General features: G+C 46.5%; 12 protein-coding genes, 2 tRNA genes and 1 pseudogene. 11 read left to right on the top strand and 4 right to left on the bottom strand.

Annotated elements, in window-relative coordinates:
* Positions 1–1670 (top strand): methyl-accepting chemotaxis protein (locus HUK38_RS05885; protein ID WP_238787490.1); only part of this gene is annotated, 1670 nt, incomplete at its 5' end.
* A gap of 34 nt (positions 1671–1704) precedes the next feature.
* A complete protein-coding gene (yihA, locus tag HUK38_RS05880) occupies positions 1705–2358 on the top strand; it encodes a ribosome biogenesis GTP-binding protein YihA/YsxC (RefSeq protein ID WP_338065367.1) in 654 nt (217 codons plus the stop codon).
* An 83-nt stretch (positions 2359–2441) separates the two neighbouring features.
* Here yihA and HUK38_RS05875 read toward each other — a convergent pair.
* The 3 genes from HUK38_RS05875 to HUK38_RS05865 all read right to left on the bottom strand — a co-directional run bounded on the left by HUK38_RS05875 (position 2442) and on the right by HUK38_RS05865 (position 8212).
* A tRNA-Met gene (locus HUK38_RS05875) sits at positions 2442–2515 on the bottom strand.
* A gap of 159 nt (positions 2516–2674) precedes the next feature.
* Positions 2675–5029, bottom strand: coding sequence for a DUF4214 domain-containing protein (locus HUK38_RS05870; RefSeq protein WP_182583390.1), 2355 nt, complete (start codon positions 5027–5029; stop codon positions 2675–2677).
* Between the two features lie 57 nt (positions 5030–5086).
* Positions 5087–8212 (bottom strand): Eco57I restriction-modification methylase domain-containing protein, encoded by a 3126-nt coding sequence (locus tag HUK38_RS05865; protein ID WP_182583389.1) that lies wholly within the window; start codon positions 8210–8212, stop codon positions 5087–5089.
* Between the two features lie 161 nt (positions 8213–8373).
* Between HUK38_RS05865 and HUK38_RS05860 the strand changes: the two genes are divergently transcribed.
* The 5 genes from HUK38_RS05860 (at position 8374) to HUK38_RS15080 (ending at position 12040) form a co-directional block, all read left to right on the top strand.
* Complete coding sequence (locus HUK38_RS05860) at positions 8374–10107, top strand: tetratricopeptide repeat protein (RefSeq protein ID WP_182583388.1); 1734 nt, start codon at positions 8374–8376, stop codon at positions 10105–10107.
* 283 nt (positions 10108–10390) lie between these two features.
* Complete coding sequence (locus tag HUK38_RS05855) at positions 10391–10576, top strand: hypothetical protein (RefSeq protein ID WP_182583387.1); 186 nt, start codon at positions 10391–10393, stop codon at positions 10574–10576.
* 138 nt (positions 10577–10714) lie between these two features.
* Positions 10715–11602 carry a 4-(cytidine 5'-diphospho)-2-C-methyl-D-erythritol kinase gene (gene ispE / locus HUK38_RS05850; RefSeq protein ID WP_182583386.1) on the top strand — a complete coding sequence of 296 codons (888 nt, stop codon included), beginning with the start codon at positions 10715–10717 and terminating at the stop codon, positions 11600–11602.
* A gap of 32 nt (positions 11603–11634) precedes the next feature.
* A tRNA-Gln gene (locus HUK38_RS05845) sits at positions 11635–11709 on the top strand.
* Positions 11710–11890: 181 nt separating this feature from the next.
* Positions 11891–12040, top strand: a complete 150-nt coding sequence (locus HUK38_RS15080) for a hypothetical protein (RefSeq protein ID WP_238787489.1) — start codon at positions 11891–11893, stop codon at positions 12038–12040.
* On the opposite strand, the pseudogene HUK38_RS15590 reads toward HUK38_RS15080, so the two are convergent.
* Positions 11989–12228, bottom strand: a pseudogene (locus HUK38_RS15590) (alpha/beta fold hydrolase); the annotation flags it as partial. The gene HUK38_RS15080 and the pseudogene HUK38_RS15590 overlap by 52 nt on opposite strands.
* Before the next feature lie 301 nt (positions 12229–12529).
* Between HUK38_RS15590 and HUK38_RS05835 the strand changes: the two are divergent.
* The 4 genes from HUK38_RS05835 to HUK38_RS05820 all read left to right on the top strand — a co-directional run bounded on the left by HUK38_RS05835 (position 12530) and on the right by HUK38_RS05820 (position 18598).
* A complete protein-coding gene (locus tag HUK38_RS05835) occupies positions 12530–12931 on the top strand; it encodes a hypothetical protein (protein ID WP_182583385.1) in 402 nt (133 codons plus the stop codon).
* 147 nt (positions 12932–13078) lie between these two features.
* Positions 13079–14008, top strand: a complete 930-nt coding sequence (locus HUK38_RS05830) for an exopolyphosphatase (protein ID WP_182583384.1) — start codon at positions 13079–13081, stop codon at positions 14006–14008.
* Positions 14009–14141: 133 nt separating this feature from the next.
* On the top strand, positions 14142–16901 hold the full coding sequence (locus tag HUK38_RS05825) for a hybrid sensor histidine kinase/response regulator (protein ID WP_182583383.1): 2760 nt from the start codon (positions 14142–14144) through the stop codon (positions 16899–16901).
* Positions 16898–18598, top strand: a complete 1701-nt coding sequence (locus HUK38_RS05820) for a response regulator (protein ID WP_182583382.1) — start codon at positions 16898–16900, stop codon at positions 18596–18598. The genes HUK38_RS05825 and HUK38_RS05820 overlap by 4 nt, the downstream gene beginning before the upstream one ends.
* Positions 18599–18619: the final 21 nt, after the last annotated feature.

Below are 18619 nucleotides of genomic sequence, written 5' to 3'. Positions count from 1 at the left end.
TTAAACATGTTCACCATTTTTCACCGGGCGGTTACGCAGTGTTTAACCAACTCAACATTAAAATTAAACTCGGTCTAATTATTGCTTTCGCCGCACTTGGTATGATTGGTATTAGTATTTGGAGCGGCTTTAATTTACGCACTACCATGTTAACCGAACGTGAGGCGCAATTGCAGCATATTGTCGAAACTGCTTATGGCATTATTCAACAGTATGCACAATTAGCCGCAAATCAGCAAATGACCGAGGTTGAAGCACAGCGTCTGGTGGGTGAAATCATTCGTGCCATGCGCTATGGTGATGGTGAATACATTTGGGTTATTAACATGGAAGGCGTGGCGCTAATCCACCCGGCTAAACCTGAGCAAGAAGGTAGAAATCTACTCGGCGCTAAAGATAAAAACGGCGTGTACATGTTCAAAGAATTCGTGCGCATTGCCCAAGAAGATGGAAGTGGTTTTTCCAGTTATTCGTGGCCAAAGCCAGGCAGTGAAGAACCCGTGCGTAAGGTGTCTTTTTTAAAACGCTTTTCCAATTGGAACTGGATTATTGGTACTGGGTTATACATTGATGATTTGGATAAAACTTTTTATAATCGTATTTTGCGCATGGTGACGATGAATCTCATCTTGTTTGTTGGTTTAGTGACCTTTTCTTTACTCATTGCTAATACTATTATCCGACGAGTTGAGCAATTGCGCACAGCATTAATACGGGTGCAGCAAACCCATGATTTGAGTATTCGGTCTCAGGTGACGGGCAAAGACGAATTAGGACATTTGGGCGAAGCAACGGATTCTTTGATTAATAACTTGCAGCAAACCATTATTAAAATAGCGGAAGTATCCAATCAAGTATCCAGTGCAGCATTACAATTATCTGCGATGACTGAACAAACCAATACGCGCATGGAACAGCAGCGATTAGACATTGCACAAGTGGCGACTGCTATGAATGAAATGAGTTGTGCGGTGCAAGAGGTTGCCTCTAATACAAATCAATCCGCACAGGCGACGCAACAGACCGATCAAGAAACAACTCGCGGATTAGGTGTAGTAAATCAAACGATTATTGCTATTCAAAATTTAGCAAATGGAGTGCGTGACGCAGAATGCGCTATTGCAACGCTGGCAAATCACAGCAATACGATTGGCTCAGTAGTGGATACGATTCGTGGTATTGCTGAACAAACTAATTTATTGGCATTAAATGCTGCAATTGAAGCAGCCCGAGCGGGTGAACAAGGGCGCGGTTTTGCAGTAGTAGCCGATGAAGTACGCACACTTGCGCAGCGTACTCAGCAATCTACACAACAGATTCAAGAAATGATTAGTCATTTACAAACCGATACTCAAGTTGCCGTAGCGACAATGCACCAGGAATGTCAACAAGCCGATTTATGTGTGCAACAAATTGAATTGGCTGGTACCGCATTAAACAGTATTCAGCAGGCAGTGAATGCTATTGCAACAATGAATGGTCAAATTGCAACAGCAACGGATGAACAAACCGCAGTGGCTGAAGAAATCAATCGTAGTTTATCCCGCATTCGTGATAGTGCCGAAGAGACGGCCTATTCGGCAGAACAGAGCGCCCAAGCGGGCGAATCCTTAAAAGAGTTAGCTGGGCAAATGGATCATATCGTCGCCAACTATCGTGTGAATTGTTAATCAATGTTCACTTGGCTAAGGAAATAATAGCATTATGATGACCTGGCAGCCGTATTTTCAACAAGTCACCTTTTTAAGCGCCGCCGCGCAATTAAAACAGGCACCCACTGATTGCGGCTATGAAGTCGCTTTTGCTGGCCGCTCGAATGCAGGTAAATCAAGTGCAATTAACGTCATTTGTCAACAACGTCATTTGGCGCGCACCAGTAAAACACCAGGGCGTACTCAGCAATTGATTTTTTTTAATTTAGCGGTGGAAAACCGGCGCCTAGTTGATTTGCCCGGGTATGGCTTTGCGCGGGTGGCGTTGTCAATTAAACTGCAATGGCAAACGGTCATGGCTAGTTATCTACAACAGCGGGTTTCATTACGCGGGTTGGTCATGGTGATGGATTGCCGTCACCCGTTGACCGAATTAGATCGGCAAATGATTGAATGGAGTCAAATAGCAGCGTTGCCATTGCTAGTGCTATTAACTAAGGCTGACAAATTGAGTCGCGGGGCAATGGAAAAAACGCGCTTGGCGGTGCAACGTGATCCGTTGTTATTCAATGCAACGACGGTTGAGGTATTAACATTTTCGGCGCACACCGGGCAGGGACGCGATGCCGCGCAGGCGTGGTTGGCTAAACAGTTGGAACTTGAAATGACAAATAATCAAAAACCAGATGCCCTATTAACCGAATAAACCCGGCAATAATGATCGAGTTGTGTTTGATTAACAGTGGGGGGAATGTGCGCGTATTAAATGCGCTGGGGAAGGGAAAACGGTAGCGGGGGCAGGATTTGAACCTACGACCTTCGGGTTATGAGCCCGACGAGCTGCCTGACTGCTCCACCCCGCAATTGATGTTGCGCATAATAACTACTGAGCGCCCAAAAAGCAAGTGATTTTTACTGCAATAAAATGCGATAACGCCGGCGCGGGCGGTTCATTCTGCAATCCGCCCGCTTTGTTTAATTCAACTATTGCACCAATTGAATTGTTTTTCAATTGTGCTAATTCAAAACGCACTGAATAAACTTGGAATACTGGCAATGGCGGCGTCACGGGTTGCATTATTATCAGTGACAGATGTTAATACCTCCGCTCCCCGTTGTCTTAATAGCGTTTGCGCGGCGGTAGATAATGCAGTGTACACAATGCGATGTTGCGCTTGATAGTTTGCAAATGCTAATCCAACTTGAATACGATTGCCAAAGCGTTTCATATCAGCTGTTGCGGCAGCGTTTTCCCACCCACCGTTAATCAGTGCAATGATCATTTGATCGCGGTTAATTGCACCGCTGTTTAATTTGCCCAACCAGTATTCTTTGCCGGTTGTATCGGCTTCTCGCCCAAAAATATTGCGATAGAGCGCCTCAATTAACGGCGCATAACCCTGATCTTCTGGATACAAATTTTGCACAATTTCATTATCAAAAAACGCCTGTGCGACGGTCGTAGTTGTCCAACCGCCATTGCGTAATTCATTCACCCAGTATTGCAAACCTTCATTATCAGGTGCATAGCCGAGCGTGGCAATATAGATTTCGGTGACTTGCCACTCTAATGTAGTCCGATCAAATGAATCATCCGCATCGGGCGTGGTATTCTCATTCACAGTGATTAACTTTGCCGCGCTCCATTCACCGCTATATTCACCAAATACACGCGGTCTGACTTGTAATAAATGCTGCCCCGCTTGGCTGCTATTAAACACCAAACTGGTTTGTGTGGTCGTAGGTTGCGGGTTGCCGCGTGTCACTTGATTCACATTAATCAATTCAACATCATCAAAAAACCATCCCACGTTACCCGTCGTTTGCGGATAATAACTGCCGGTATCAAATAGATAACTAAAGCGCAGTTGAATGGTTTTATTCGCATACTCGCCGAGTGAAACGGTTTGCAATTCATAGCGCGTAGCGGGGCGATCTTGACCAGCTTGTTGCCAAATTCCAATCCACGAATTGCCGTCATCTTCAGACAATTCAACCTGCGCAATTTGATTAGCACTTGCATATCCAAGATAACTGTTAAATTGCAATTGACTATTTGCACTAATCAAAAAGGTTTTATCCAGAGTTAAAAACTGATTCGTGGCCGTCGGGTGGGCTAAATGATAAGCCGCATCACCAGTGGCAGGACGGGTGCTGTCAACTGCTTGATAATTCGATGAAATCTCAGCAATAAAATTGCTCAAGCCATTCTCCGCATCATTCACCGTTGTATAAGAGTTGACGCCACTATCGCGCCACTCATAACCGTCCGCAATGGCAAGTTCATTAAAGGTATAGGTTGCTGATTCATTGCGGTTGAGTTGATCGGCGCCGGTGATATATTGCGGTTCATAATCCAGTCCTTTAACAGCGGGATCAAATACTGTGACGCTGTAATTAAAGCTGCGTGATTGCCCGTTAATTCGCACATTGTTAATGGTCACTGCATAGACATCATCCGCTGGTGGCGGCGCCCAATTATCGCCATCTGCATAGGGCGACGGTATCCAAACTAATGTGTTTTCCCCATAGCCATTTTGCACACTCGCCAGCGATACGTTAATTGGCGTTCCATTATGCAATTGCTCGACTGATGCGAGTGAAAAATCGGCATCGGGATAAGAAAATGACCAGCGCGGATACACCACTTGATAGGGGACATAACCGGGTGGTGGCCACGCGACAAATTGATCGCGCCCCGCCGGTCTTAATTCCCACATATTATCATCAAATACCCACAGTGCATTTGCAGAACGGCCGTCAATTGGCGTGACACTACCCGCGCCCATTTGTTGCGTTTGGGGGTAAAGAATCCAACGCCGATGACCGACTATTGAATTAGATGCGCCATTGTCTTGCATTTGCCCCGTAACTGCTTCAGCGCCGGCATGACCTAATGATAAATTGGATTTACTCGCCGCCGTAGCGCCCTCCGTTGAATAACAATTCCAATTACTCGGGGGCGTGTGACTGAGCGCGTTATTTGCCGACATCATTAACGCCGCCTGCTGCGCTTGACGGCTGTATTCATCATTCAAAATGACATCAGATGGCACGCCCGCCATTGCCCGATACCAATTCACCCGCCGCAAGGTTGCCGCTTGATAATCCGCCGACACCGTACCCGCTTGACAGGTTGCAATATCGCCCGTCCATTCGGCGTCAATGCCATCCGAGGCGTGATAAACGATTTGAAAAAACAACCGCGCTGTTTCGCGTTCATTTAAATCAAGTGACCAACCTTGACTGCGTGGTTGACTAAACTGGAATTGAAATCCCGCCGGCGCGGGCGGGAAGGTTGGCGCGGCAAAGCTGGGCATTGCAATGATGATAGCAATTGCGAATAATACTATTGGCTGAGTTTTTTTAAGTAACATTGTGGGTATTCCTATTCAGGGTTTATCAACAGAATTATTGGTAATAGAGCAATCATTTCACCCCCGCGTCGTGTTTTCAATCAACGCAATCTCCGCTTCATTTAATCCATACAACGCATACACCAGCGTATCAATCGCCTGGTCAAGCGCGGCAATTTCCATTTCTAATTGCGTGTGGCGATAGTCCAACAGCGTGCTGGCGTATTCCTGTTTGCATTGCAATATTTCATTCACCAATGCCACCAGTTGCTGCCGCGTCGCTTGCTGTGTTTCATTGGCAAGATCGAGTTGCGGCACGGAGAAATCTTTGAAATAAACGTAGCTCGGTTCAAAAAAATCACCGCGCAGTTTAGGCAAAATGGCGTGAAATAAGAAATGCGTCACTTTGCTATTCAAAATCGCCAACAGATATTTGTCTGGCACAGGAATAATAAAGCATTTTTGATTGGTAAAAAGCCCGCATTCATCGAGCGTGAATTCAGGTTTTTTGCAAATGTTTGGATAAATGATTTTAGGCTTTTCAAACTCGGCATAATAATCAACAGCATCTTGTATTTCAAACCACTGATAACTGCCCGCTTTCCTTCCTGCCCAATACGCACCGCGCCAGTCATTTGGCTTTGGCATCAATTGCATTTTGAATTGGAGCAAATGCGCTTTAATTGCGGGGTATTGTTCAATATCAACACCGCGCCGCGTGAAAATCAAATACTGCTCACTGCGCGGCGGGGCATAGCGTTTAATATCCCGCCCGGCTAAAAACGGTTTAATCAATTCAGCACTGGCCGCATCGGCTGCAATGAGTTGATTTTTGGTGGCGGCATCAATTACAAACGCTTCATTCAACCCCGTTAATACACCGCGATAAATCTTGCCGTCAACATATTCACTCAACGCCACCCCAGCGGCGCGCAACTTATTTAATAAATCGAGCGTCGCCGTATTCGCCAACGTCCAACCTGCATCCTCTAACGCTTTGATTGACATGACAAAACGCTTGTCACTCACATACTCCGCCAAATCAGCAAACACCAGCGTTTTTACTTCAGCCGCTAAAAAAGTTGCGGGTTGATTGCATTCATCCGTTGCCACCGTTTTCATTAACCGTAAAATACACGGATAGGTGGTAGCGCCCTGAAACACGCGCAAATCACCAAAATCAATTAACTCAACCAATTGATGCGTTGGCGTCTTCTTTAACCATGCCCGTAACGGTTGACCATAATTTGCCCGCAGCCATTTATTCGCCACAATCACACCATAACTGCCGCCGGGTTTTAAGACATTCAAGCTACGTTCAATAAAATACACGAATAAATCCGCCGTGCCAGCATAGGTGCGATACACCTGTTTTGCATAGTGTTTGAATCGCTCACCTAATGTTTCTTGCCGCACATACGGCGGATTCCCGACAATCACATCAAAGCCGCCGCGCTGCATAATTGCGGGAAATACGGTATTAAAGTTCATTGCGTTAACTTGCCGCCGTTCTTGTGGCGTATTCTGCTCTTCATCGCCAAACATTGACCAAAAATCTTTACCGACTAATGAATTACCGCATATAATATTGCGCGATAAATCCGGTAAAATCTGCGTTTTATAATCCTGTGGAAAGATAAAACACGCATGGGGTGTGGCATCCTCCAGCATTTTCAAATACAGCGATAATTGCGATACTTCAACCGCTTGAAAATCAATATCCACACCGAAAATACACTGCTGCAAAATGTCGCGCCGTTTTTTCAACGTTAATACCGGCACCCCGTCTTTTAATTCGGTTTCACCCGGACGCGCTGATTGCGGATGATCGGCATAATACCGGGCGTGGTATTCCAATAACACCGTGTACATTTCAATTAAAAATGATCCCGAACCACAGGCGATGTCGGCAAAGCGCAATTGCGCAATCTCATCGGGCGTTTTATTGGCGATCAATTGCCCAACGGTCATTTGCACAATGTAGCGCACGATGTATTCTGGGGTGTAATAAACACCTTTACGTTTGCGCACGTCGGGCGCTTGAGTCGCCGCTGGATCAATTGCCGAGTCAATCGCCAATTCAGTTGCAGAGTCAATTGTCGGATCAAGCGCGTTAATAGTCACGGCCTGCCCTAAAAAGCGTTCGTAAATGCTGCCCAAAATACTAATGGGAATAGAATTAAAATCATAGGGCGAGGCGGCGTCGGCTAATTGTTCAATAATGGCTTGAAACACCTGCGCCTCGGGTGGCGTAAAGCGCTGTGGATCATCAATTAAACTGGGCTTAAAAATCAAGCCATTATATTTATCATTCAACGCCCGCGACCGCGCTAAAAAATTGTGCCAAGTGGCATCGCGCTTACCGAATGATTTAACCGTTGCTTCTTCAATCTGTTTATCTTCTAAAAACCGCATGAATACCAGCCGATCTAAGGTGCGCTGCACTGCTTCGGTCAATTCCTCCACTGCACAGGTTGGATTCGCTCGTTGATACGCTAATGCCAATATGGTGCGGTAGCGATCTAATTCAGTTAAAAACGCGCTATCCACCGGTTGATAATTCGCCAACCACGCACTTTTTTGTTTCGCCGCCTTCCCTTTTGCCGGCGTCGGCATGTCATTCATTACAAACCGTTCAATTGCCCCATTGGCGACTTCATCCCGCGCCAATAAATAATAAATCTCCGCAAATTGCTCGGGATTGGCATAATCACGATAGCGATAGCGTTTATACCAAATATCTAATGCAGTGGCGATGTCGGGTTTATAGCGGCTGTCAATGAAATGCAATTCCCTAAAATTAAATAATAATACCAGCGGCGTTTGCCGATTCCACCCGTAGCGCACCGCCTGAAAATAATCATCCGCATTGCGCACATCCCGCGCCGGGCGTTTGGCTTCGCATAATAATTTCGGTTGACGAAACTCCGGCGCAATAAATAACGCATAATCCGCCCGCCGTTGACTGGTTTCTATTTTAATCGGCGCTTCAATTTTCACTTCTTGCGCATACGGATTTTTTTGTTCATAATGATAAACATCCCAGCCCAGCGCATGAAAAAACTGGTCAATAAAATCCTGTCTCACCTGCGCTTCACTATAGGATGGGGCAAGATAATCGGCCTCGTGCGCGGCGAATTGCTTGACCAACGCGGTGACTTGATTAAATGGAGCGGTGAATTGCGTTTGATGAATTTGGGTCATAACATTGAATAGGTTTGAATAAAATGATGGCAAATAAAGCGGCGCGCTTGTCTAGTTTAACCCATCCACCGCCGCCGTCCGGCAGTGATAACAATTTGTTAGCTCGGTCAATTTCGCCTATGATGTCGCATGAATAAAACTGCAACCAACTTTGCGCGCCAATGATGCACTATCGCTTATTTCTTCCCGCCGCCGCCTGCCTGCTGACCGCTCAGGTCACGCTTGCTGCGACCGCGCCGCCCCCGTCCGCGACCACCGCCGCCGCGCCCGCCCGCGAGTTCACGACTGATCTGTTGTATCAGGTGCTGGTCGCCGAAATTGCCGTGCAGCGCGATCAACCGCTGACCGCGTTTAGCTACTATTTCGCCGCCGCCGAACGGGCGCGCAATGCCGAGCTGGCGGAGTTGGCAACGCGGGCGGCGATCACGGCGGAGGCGCAAGGCGAGGCGGAGTTGGCGGTCAATTACTGGTTGCAGTTGTCACCAGAATCCTTGTCGGCACAACAACTTGCAGCATACGTCGCCATCAAAGCCGAGCGGCTGGAGACGGCGCTTGACCACCTGCGCACCGTCGTGGCGCTGGCGAAAACGCCGCAGCAGGGCTACCAAACTGCCGCTCGCCTCGTGGCGCGAGTGGGCGATCCGGCGCGGCGCGTTGACCTGATGCGCACCTTGATTGCCGACCATCCGAGCGATGCCGATGGGCAGTTGGCGTTGGCGGCGATTGCGGCGGGCGCGGGGCAATTGGACGTGGCGCGCACCCATGCCGAGCAGGCGGCGGCGCTGCGCCCGAATTGGTCACGGCCGCCGCAGTTATTAGCGCAGTTGTTTATTGATAATGATCGCCCGGCGGAAGCGCGAGCGGTATTAGAACGCTATTTTGCCGGCGGGTATGATGATTTAGATTTGCGGTTGTTATATGCGCAGTTGTTAATTGAAGCAGAAGATTTCACCGCCGCTCGTCAAACCTTCGCCACTATTTTACAGCAGCGCCCGAATGCCGAAAATGTTTTATTGGCGGCGGCGTTGTTATCATTACAATTAAAAGATTATCCTGCCGCCCGCCGCTATTTTTTGCAATTAAAAACCAATGGACAGCAGGTGGATGAGGCGCTGTTTTTACTCGGTCAAGTGGAAGAGGCGGCGGGGGATAATCCGGCGGCGTTGAATTGGTATCAACAAGTCGGCGGTGATAAAAAAATTGATGCGCAATTACGCACGGCGGCAATTGCGGCCAACGGCGGTGATTTAACGCGGGCGCGGGAAGTGTTACAACAATTGCGCCATCAATTCCCCGATAACCAGAGCCGGTTTTATTTAGCCGAGGGGGAATTGCTGACCGAGGCCAAGCAATTGGAATTAGCCCGCGAGGTGTATTCGCAAGGATTAACAGCAGCGCCGGATGATATTGATCTGCTCTATGCGCGGGCGTTATTAGCCGCTCGAATGCAGCAGGTGGCGTTATTAGAACAAGACCTGCGCCGCGTATTAAAACTCAATCCCGATCATGCCGATGCGTTAAATGCGCTGGGCTATACGCTGGCCGATCAAACCAATCGGTTTAATGAAGCGCGGGCGTTTATTGAACGGGCATTAGAATTAGAACCAGATGAGCCGGCAATTTTGGATAGCATGGGGTGGCTGTTGTATCGCACCGGTCAAATCGCGCAAGCCGAACCGTATTTGCGCAAAGCATTAAAGTTATTTGATGATGGCGAAATAGCGGCGCATTTGGGTGAATTATTGTGGACGACGGGACGGCGTGATGAAGCACAATCCATTTGGGATCATGCGCGGCAACAGGCGCCCGATCACGAGTATTTATTGCGCACCATGCAGCGCTATTTGGGTGCGTCATTACCGCCAATTAAATCTAATTCACCAGCGCCGAAATAACAGCAAGCGACTAATCATTCATCTTTCCCACGCTCCCGCATAATTGATCGTTCCCACGCTCCAGCGTGGGAACGTAGTGTTGCAAAAAATCAGTCGGTTAAAGTTTAAAACCGGCATCATGTTTTAACGATCATTCTATTGTCAGCCCAACATTGAAACGATTAGTTAATATTAAGTATCATGCAACTTGAATGATAACCGTTTGATTTTCAAAGAAGAGTGCGTTCCCACGCTGGAGCGTGGGAACGATCATTATTAATGATCTGCGTTAAAATAACTCTAAATGAACGCCGCAATCGAAAACGACCTGCAATATGAACAGATGATTGCATTACTCAATGGTCTGCTTGATACGGTTCGTGATGATGCCTGTCACCCGCTTTATTCTTTGATTGCAGTGGTGGGTGACTTAATCGAAACCTATGAAGTTGGGCATGAGCCGAATAGTCAAGTAGCACAGGTTGGCTAATAAGTAAGATGTGTCTCATCTGCCGCATTCCCGCCGTTACGGGAACGACGATAGGTGCCGTTTTAATTCGTGGTTGATTAGTGCTGAATAGCACTGCAATCAAACTAACTCACCAGCGCCGAAATAACGCAATTCACCATGACACCACATTTATCTATTCAACCGCGCCCGGAAACGAATGGTGCATGGTTAGCGCCGGCCAAACTCAATTTAATGTTACGCATTATTGGGCGGCGAGCGGACGGCTATCATTTATTACAAACAGTGTTTCAGTTCATTGATTACAGCGATCAAATTTGGTTAAACCCGCGTAATGATGCGCGTATTGAATTGCTGCGCGGGGCGGATCAAGTGCCAGCAGAACGTGATTTAACTGTGCGCGCCGCGCATTTATTAAAACAATACACCGGCTGCCAGCGCGGCGTGGACATTACCATTGATAAACGCATTCCAATGGGCGGCGGTTTGGGCGGCGGCAGTTCAGATGCCGCGACCACGTTGCACGGCTTAAATCAGGTGTGGGAACTCGGGCTTGACCTCGACACGCTGGCGCAGTTGGGTTTGCAACTCGGCGCGGACGTGCCGGTGTTCGTGCGCGGGCGGGCGGCGTGGGCGGAGGGGATTGGTGAGCAATTACAACCACTTACGCTACCAGAACCCTGGTATTTGGTAATAAAACCCGACTGCGAAGTGGCGACGGCGGCAATTTTTAACGCGGCAGAATTGACAAGAAATTCGCCACCGATCACAATGGCCGACTTTACACGCGGCGATAAACGCAACGACTGTACCCCGGTGGTGCGGCAGCGGTATCCGGCGGTAGATCAAGCGTTGCAATGGTTGGCAGCGCGGGCGGAGGCGCAGTTGACCGGCACGGGTAGCTGTATTTTCGCCACTTGTGACACGGAAGCGACAGCGCGGCAATTGCAGTCAGACGTGCCAAAACACTGGTCAAGTTTCGTAGCGCGGGGGTATAATTGCTCCTGCAATCCGCTGGTCACACCACTTGACGAGCGCGGGTTGTAACCAGTCATAAGTCACGGTTTTAACGAGTTTTTTGGGGCGTCGCCAAGTGGTAAGGCACTGGGTTTTGATCCCAGCATCCCCAGGTTCGAATCCTGGCGCCCCAGCCAAATCCCACCTTTTTCCCGCCACAGTTTTTCCCAACAACACGCATGATCGGACGGTAGCACAAATACCTGCGCCGTCGGGCTGTGTCGTGCTAACCACTGTTGCGTCAAGGCCGGGGGCACGGTCACATCCCGCGCTCCGAGTAGATGTACCTGCTGAACACGCGGCGGCAACGGCGGTTGCGTGGCGGGGTCGAGCGAATCCGTCAGCGGTGTGTATCCATGCCACTGTGTCCAAGCCGCAACATTCAAATTCGCCGCAATCGTCACCAAGCGCGTCACCTCTGGCACTCGCGCCGCCAATAACCATGCCAACACGCCGCCGCCGCTGTAACCAATCAGCGTGACCGATGTCGCGCCGGTACGCTGTAACAGGGTGTGCAAGGCAGTTGCCAGCGCCGTCACCACCGCATCAGAATAGCGTCCGGACGTCCAATACCACGCATTGCACGCAGGCGTTGTAGCAAAACCGTTGTAGCATGGACGAGATAAATACACCGCGGGCGCTTGGCTATTGGTCATTAACCGCAATGCCAATGGAGTGCGCGGCGTTGGATCATTGGCAATGCGGGTGCGCGTCGCCCAGGGCAGCCCGTCACCTTCTAAATAAACCTCAAGATGTTTGACAGCGTTTAATTCTGGTTTTAAATAGCGTGAATAGGCGACAAGTTGAAAGGGCGGCGCGGCAATCAATTCACGTTTTAATCCGTGCTGCGCCGCCAATTCGTTTAATTGTGCAGTCGGAGTGGCGCAGCCCGTGAATAATAACGCAATGCACATACCACCGACGAGCTGGCCGATTTTAGTTGGATAAGCACTGACTATGCCCACCATTCTTCCTACCCTATTTTTAATCGTTGCTGTATTCACAACCAGTTGTGCGTCATTAAAAGAAGATCGCAAAGCGGCGGCATTAGAACACATCACTTATCATTATGGTCAAACACTGCGCTGGGGATATTACGATAACCTGATTGGGTTTTTACCACCCAAACAACGCGCTACAATACCGTTGACGGCGCTACGCGCTATTCGTATTACCGCTTACGAAGTCATCCAACCACTGGTGATTAATCCGGCGGATGTGGCCACGCAACAGGTGCGTATTGATTATGTCCACAGCGATCATCAGCGGTTAAAATCTCTGATTGACCGCCAAGAATGGCGTTATGATACGACGCAAGCGACTTGGTGGCGCACTTCGCCTTTGCCAAATTTTGATTAGATAGATCAAGTTATGACACAATACCGGTTTAAGCAGTCAATATTCACATTAGCCGACTCAATCAACCAGTCACTTGTTTGAACAAGAAACGTTTAGTTATGATGTTGGCAATCACACTGAACCCTATCATCAATCGGAGAACAATCTATGTCAAAGCGCCAATTTCGTTTAGTGACCCGCAGTGATTTTGATGGACTAGTCTGCGCCGTGTTATTAAAACATTTAAAACTCATTAACACGATTCAATTCGTTCATCCCAAAGACATGCAGGATGGCAAAATTGACATTACCCCAAATGACATCACCACCAATTTACCCTATGTTAATGGTGTTCATTTAGCATTCGACCATCATTTATCTGAAACCTTGCGCAATGAACAACACGATAATCATATTATTGATGCGGACGCGCCCTCAGCAGCGCGGGTCGTGTGGCGTCATTATGGTGGATATGCCGCATTCCCAATTGAATGGGATGTAATGATGGCGGCAGTGGATAAGGGCGATGCGGCGCAATTTGAGCGTGATGAAGTGCTGCATCCAACTGACTGGGTGCTATTAAACTTCCTCATGGATGCGCGCACCGGATTGGGGCGGTTTCGTGAATTTCGCATTTCCAATTACAACCTGATGATGGATTTAATTGATTATTGCAAAAGTCATGGCATTAATGACATTTTAGCTCTACCAGACGTAAAAGAGCGTGTGGATTTATATTTTGAACAGGAAGCAAAGTTTAAAGAGCAAATCCAACGGTGTGCCACCCAATATGACAACCTCGTAGTATTGGATCTGCGCCATGAAGAAGCCATTTGGGCGGGCAATCGTTTTATGATTTATGCGCTCTTTCCGCAGTGCAATATTTCTATTCATGTTTTGTGGGGTGTCAGACAACAAAATACGGTTTTTGCTGTCGGCAAATCTATTTTTGACCGCAGTTCAAAAACCAACGTTGGTGAATTGATGTTGCAATATGGTGGGGGTGGTCACCAAGCTGCTGGCACCTGCCAAGTTGAAAATAACAATGCTGAACATGTACTCAAGGAGTTAATTGAACACATCACGACAGATGGTTAACTTGACGGAGATTTCTATTTAAAGAATAGCACCCGACCTGTGCTAAAGTAATCATCGTTTAGCACGGGTTAATCCTACCAACGACGCGCCCGTCTAATTTTCAATCATTTGACGTGATAGAGCTGTACTGCTAATGAAAGTTCAGATTAAAACCAAACTGCTCACTATTTTAATACTCACTGCACTCATACCAATTATGGTGATAGGCTGGGTGGGCTATAGCAGTACCATAAACATTAGCCAAATTGCTGCTAAAGCCAATCGTAACATTGCAGATTTAGCGATGACAGATAGCAGTGCCGCTCTGTCATCTGAATTAAAAACTCGCCTGCAAGCACTCACCGAAGGGTATGCAGGCGACATTAACGAACTATTACAGCAAGTGCAATCTGACACAGTTCATCTTGCTGATTTTGCAAATTATTTATATACACACAGTAAAACTTTGCAACGTTATGCCTACCCCAGCACCTATGAACCAGCACCAGAAAATAAAATGTTTGGTAGCCGTCAACCAAATGAAAACTCATGGCTTGGAGTATTTGGCAATGGTGTAGATAAAAAAGGCAATGTCAGTAAAACAACGCTCAAAGAAATCTACTTTACTGAATACATGGATATTGTGTTTAAGAGCGTTGCTAAAACGAATAGTTATGCTGTACAGCTATACATTAATACCGCTAACCAATTATCACGCGGTATGCCGTTTGTTGATGGACAATTCAAGTGGGTTGATGCCACGATTCAATTTGCCAAAATACAGGACGTTACAGCATTTGATTTTTATTATCTTGCCGATGCTAAAAATAACCCCGACCGCGGACCTGAATGGACAGAACTATATTGGGATCCAGCCGGATTAGGTTGGATGGTTTCCAGTATTGCACCCGTCTATCTTAAAGATAAGGTTGTGGCAGTCACTGGAATTGATATTACCCTAGAACGCATTATTAAAAGCATTCTCAATTTACAAATTGAAGACAGTGGTTTTGCATTTTTAATGTCTGAACGCGGTCAGGCAATTGCATTTCCAGAACGTGCCGCAGAGTTTCTTGAATTTCATGGTAGTCTTAAAGGCGTTTTTAAAGAAAATGAAGCATTTAAACATTCATTAACTGAAGTACGCGATGCTGCTTTTCAAAGCATTATTAAAGCAATGCAACAAGGACAACATGATTTAACTACCTATACCGATCCAAAAAATGGTCAGGAATATTTCTTTGCTTATCACGCCATTCCCGTCACAGGCTGGAGTGTTGCTATTGTCGTACCCGCCAAGGAAGTGATTGCACCGGCATTACTAACGAATCAAAAGATTGAACAAAGTCGTGAAACAACCTCGGCTATGTTAAATGAACGTTCAGCATCACTTGTGCAAACTTTTTTGTGGCTAATCGTAGGTACAGTACTGGTTTTGATTTTAATTGCCCTATTATTTGCACGCACTATTTCGCGTCCTATCCAATTACTTGCGGAAGGTTCAAGACGTGTTGGTGCTGGTGAACTGGATCATCGTATTCAACTGCGCTCCGGCGATGAAATTGAAGCGTTAGCCGTGACCTTTAACCAAATGGCAATTGACTTAAAGGCTAAAATTGACGAAATCGAAACGGCTAACCAAGAGTTATTACAACTCGACCAATTGAAATCCAAGTTTATTTCAATGGCATCGCATGAATTGCGCACACCACTTATTGCCATTCAGGGCTATGTTGATTTAATTCGTGAAGGCAAGGGCGGTGCAATTTCACCTGAACAGCACAAAATGTTAGATACGGTGTCGCGTAATGCCACGCGATTGGCGCGTATCGTGACTGAATTGTTAGATGTTTCGCGCATTGAAGAAAACAAATTAGTATTAGAATTTGCTCCGGTGTCATTGCAAACAGCAATTCAAGATATTGCTGAAGAGCAACAGCCGTATTTTGCTAGTCGTGGACATCGTTTAACCCTTGAATTAGAAAACGACTTACCGCCTGTTAATGGTGACACGGATCGTATTTCCCAAGTGATTATTAACTTATTGGGTAATGCCATTAAATACACGCCTGACAATGGACAAATCATGATTCGGGCATACGCCGAAAAAGAACAGGTTCATATTGAGGTACATGATACAGGGATTGGCATTAAACCAGAAGATATTGGCAAGCTATTTAAACGTTTCTCAACTCTGGGCGATATTACTAAACACCGCACTGGCAAGAATGAGTTTATGGCCGGTGGCACAGGATTAGGTTTATCGATTGTGCAAGGGATTGTTCAGGCGCACGGCGGAAATATCTGGGTTGAAAGTGAATATGGCAAAGGCAGTATTTTTCATGTCACTTTGCCAATTGCAACAGAATTAACCGTATCAACTACAATCACTCCAATTGCGCAACCGTCAGAATTGATAACAATAGACCACGCTGTTGTTGCTGATACTAAAGCAATGAAAATAGTTGATACGGATGCGGTACCGGCGTTTAAAGTCTTACGATTTGAGCAAGAACATAAACCGCAAATTGCCTTGCCAGCAGAAGAAAAGTTGTCGGTATTGATTGTGGATGATGAACCCGATGTCATTACTTTTACACGCGATTTATTGGAAGAAAACTACACGATTTTTACTGCACAAACTAGCGCCACTGCCATTAAAGAAGCGATCAATAAAAAACCTGATTTGTTGCTATTGGATGCGTGGATACCGGGCATTTCTGGTTATGATATTTGCCGTACTTTAAAACGCAATAGTCATACCCGCGATACTCCAATTATTATTTTTACTGCTGCCACCCAGGCAATTGATGAAGAACGCGCTCGCGCTGCTGGTGCAGATGGATTTGTCACTAAACCATTTCGCCGTGAACAATTAGTTGAACTCATTGAACGCTTCAGAGAATCGCCATGACAAATCAACGTCGTAAATTACTCGTCGTAGATGATGAAGACACTATTCGTGAATTCATTGTCATGTGTTTTAATCAACAATATGAGATTGTACAAGCAGCAGATGGCACTGACGCGCTAGTCACTTTAGAGACAGAAACTGGAATAGATGTCGTGTTACTCGACATTATGATGCCAGGGTTAGATGGTTTTGAAGTGCTAGAGATTATTAAATCAAGTGCGCAATTGGAACACCTGCGCGTTATTATGCTCAGTGCAAAGGTGGATACCCAAAGTAAGGTGCGCGCCTTTGCAGCAGGTGCGGTAGATTTTGTTAATAAACCTTTCGATGCCGGTGAGTTAGAAGCCCGCATTAGTACACAAATTCGGTTGATTCTTGCCGAAACAGAATTGAAACAGGCAAGAATTGCCGCCGAGGCAGCCAATCAAGCAAAAAGCGAATTTCTTGCGAATATGAGCCATGAAATGCGTACACCATTGAATGCAGTGATTGGTCTCAGTGAATTATTAGCGGCTACTCCACTAGAACCTAGTCAATACGAACTGGTAAAAGTGATTACAAATAGCGGCAGTTCACTATTGGCATTAATTAATGATGTATTGGATTATTCTAAAATTGAAGCAGGCATGTTGGAATTAGACGCCGTGCGGTTTAGCCCGGCGGATTGTATAAAAGAAGTATTGGAGTTAATCGGGATTAAGGCTGAGGAAAAGCGGTTAGCATTACATTTTCATTTAGCACCCCAGTTGCCACGTTTATTTATTGGTGATGGCAATCGCTTCCGTCAAATTTTAACCAACTTGCTTGCCAATGCGGTTAAGTTTACTGAGCAAGGTAGAATTGATGTGACGCTGGATGGGCAGGAAACAACTGCTGCCGTTTTAGGGGTGGTAATGCGTCCCCCCGATCACTTAATCAGTGCCAATGACCGCGTTTATCAATTGACATTAATTGTTCAGGATACAGGAATCGGGATTCCCAAAGAACGCCGGTCACGATTATTTGAACGGTTTAGCCAAGTAGACAGTTCTATTACACGGCGCTATGGCGGCACCGGATTAGGATTAGCTATTTGCAAACGGTTGGTTGAGTTATTTGGTGGGCAAATTGATATTGAAAGTAGCGGGATTCACGGTCAAGGCAGTCTATTCCGCTGTACTTTTCCATTATATGCGTGTTCTAATCAAGAGCCGCTATTGCCAGCACACCCGCCATTTCAAAATAAACCGCCATTAGCATCCAATGTAATGACTTTACCATTACCGACAGCTATTGAACCGCCGCCAGTAGAAACGCATACGGATAAACCGGCACCATCTTGGTCAAATCTACGGGTTTTATTAGCAGAAGATAATTTGATTAACCAACAAGTGACACTAAAAATGTTAAAATCGTTGGGAATGACTGCGGATGTGGCAAATAATGGTGCTGAAGCAGTTACGGCAGTGCAACGTCAACATTATGATGTGATTTTAATGGATTTACAAATGCCGGAATTAGATGGGATTAGCGCCAGTCGGCAAATCCGTCAATTGCTACCACCCGATCAACAGCCCACTATTATTGCATTAACTGCTAATGCGTTAGAAGACGACCGCCGGGCTTGTATGGACGCGGGCATGAATGCTTTTACAACTAAACCAATTCGGATTGCAAAATTGACTGAAGTATTGGATGAATGCTTTAGTAAGCCATAAATATCCATCTTATCAAAAATC

Source organism: Thiospirillum jenense (genome assembly GCF_014145225.1).
In the GTDB taxonomy this organism is placed as follows: domain Bacteria; phylum Pseudomonadota; class Gammaproteobacteria; order Chromatiales; family Chromatiaceae; genus Thiospirillum; species Thiospirillum jenense.
The sequence above is the reverse complement of the archived record's forward strand: the minus strand, read 5'-3'. Positions and strand labels throughout refer to the sequence as shown.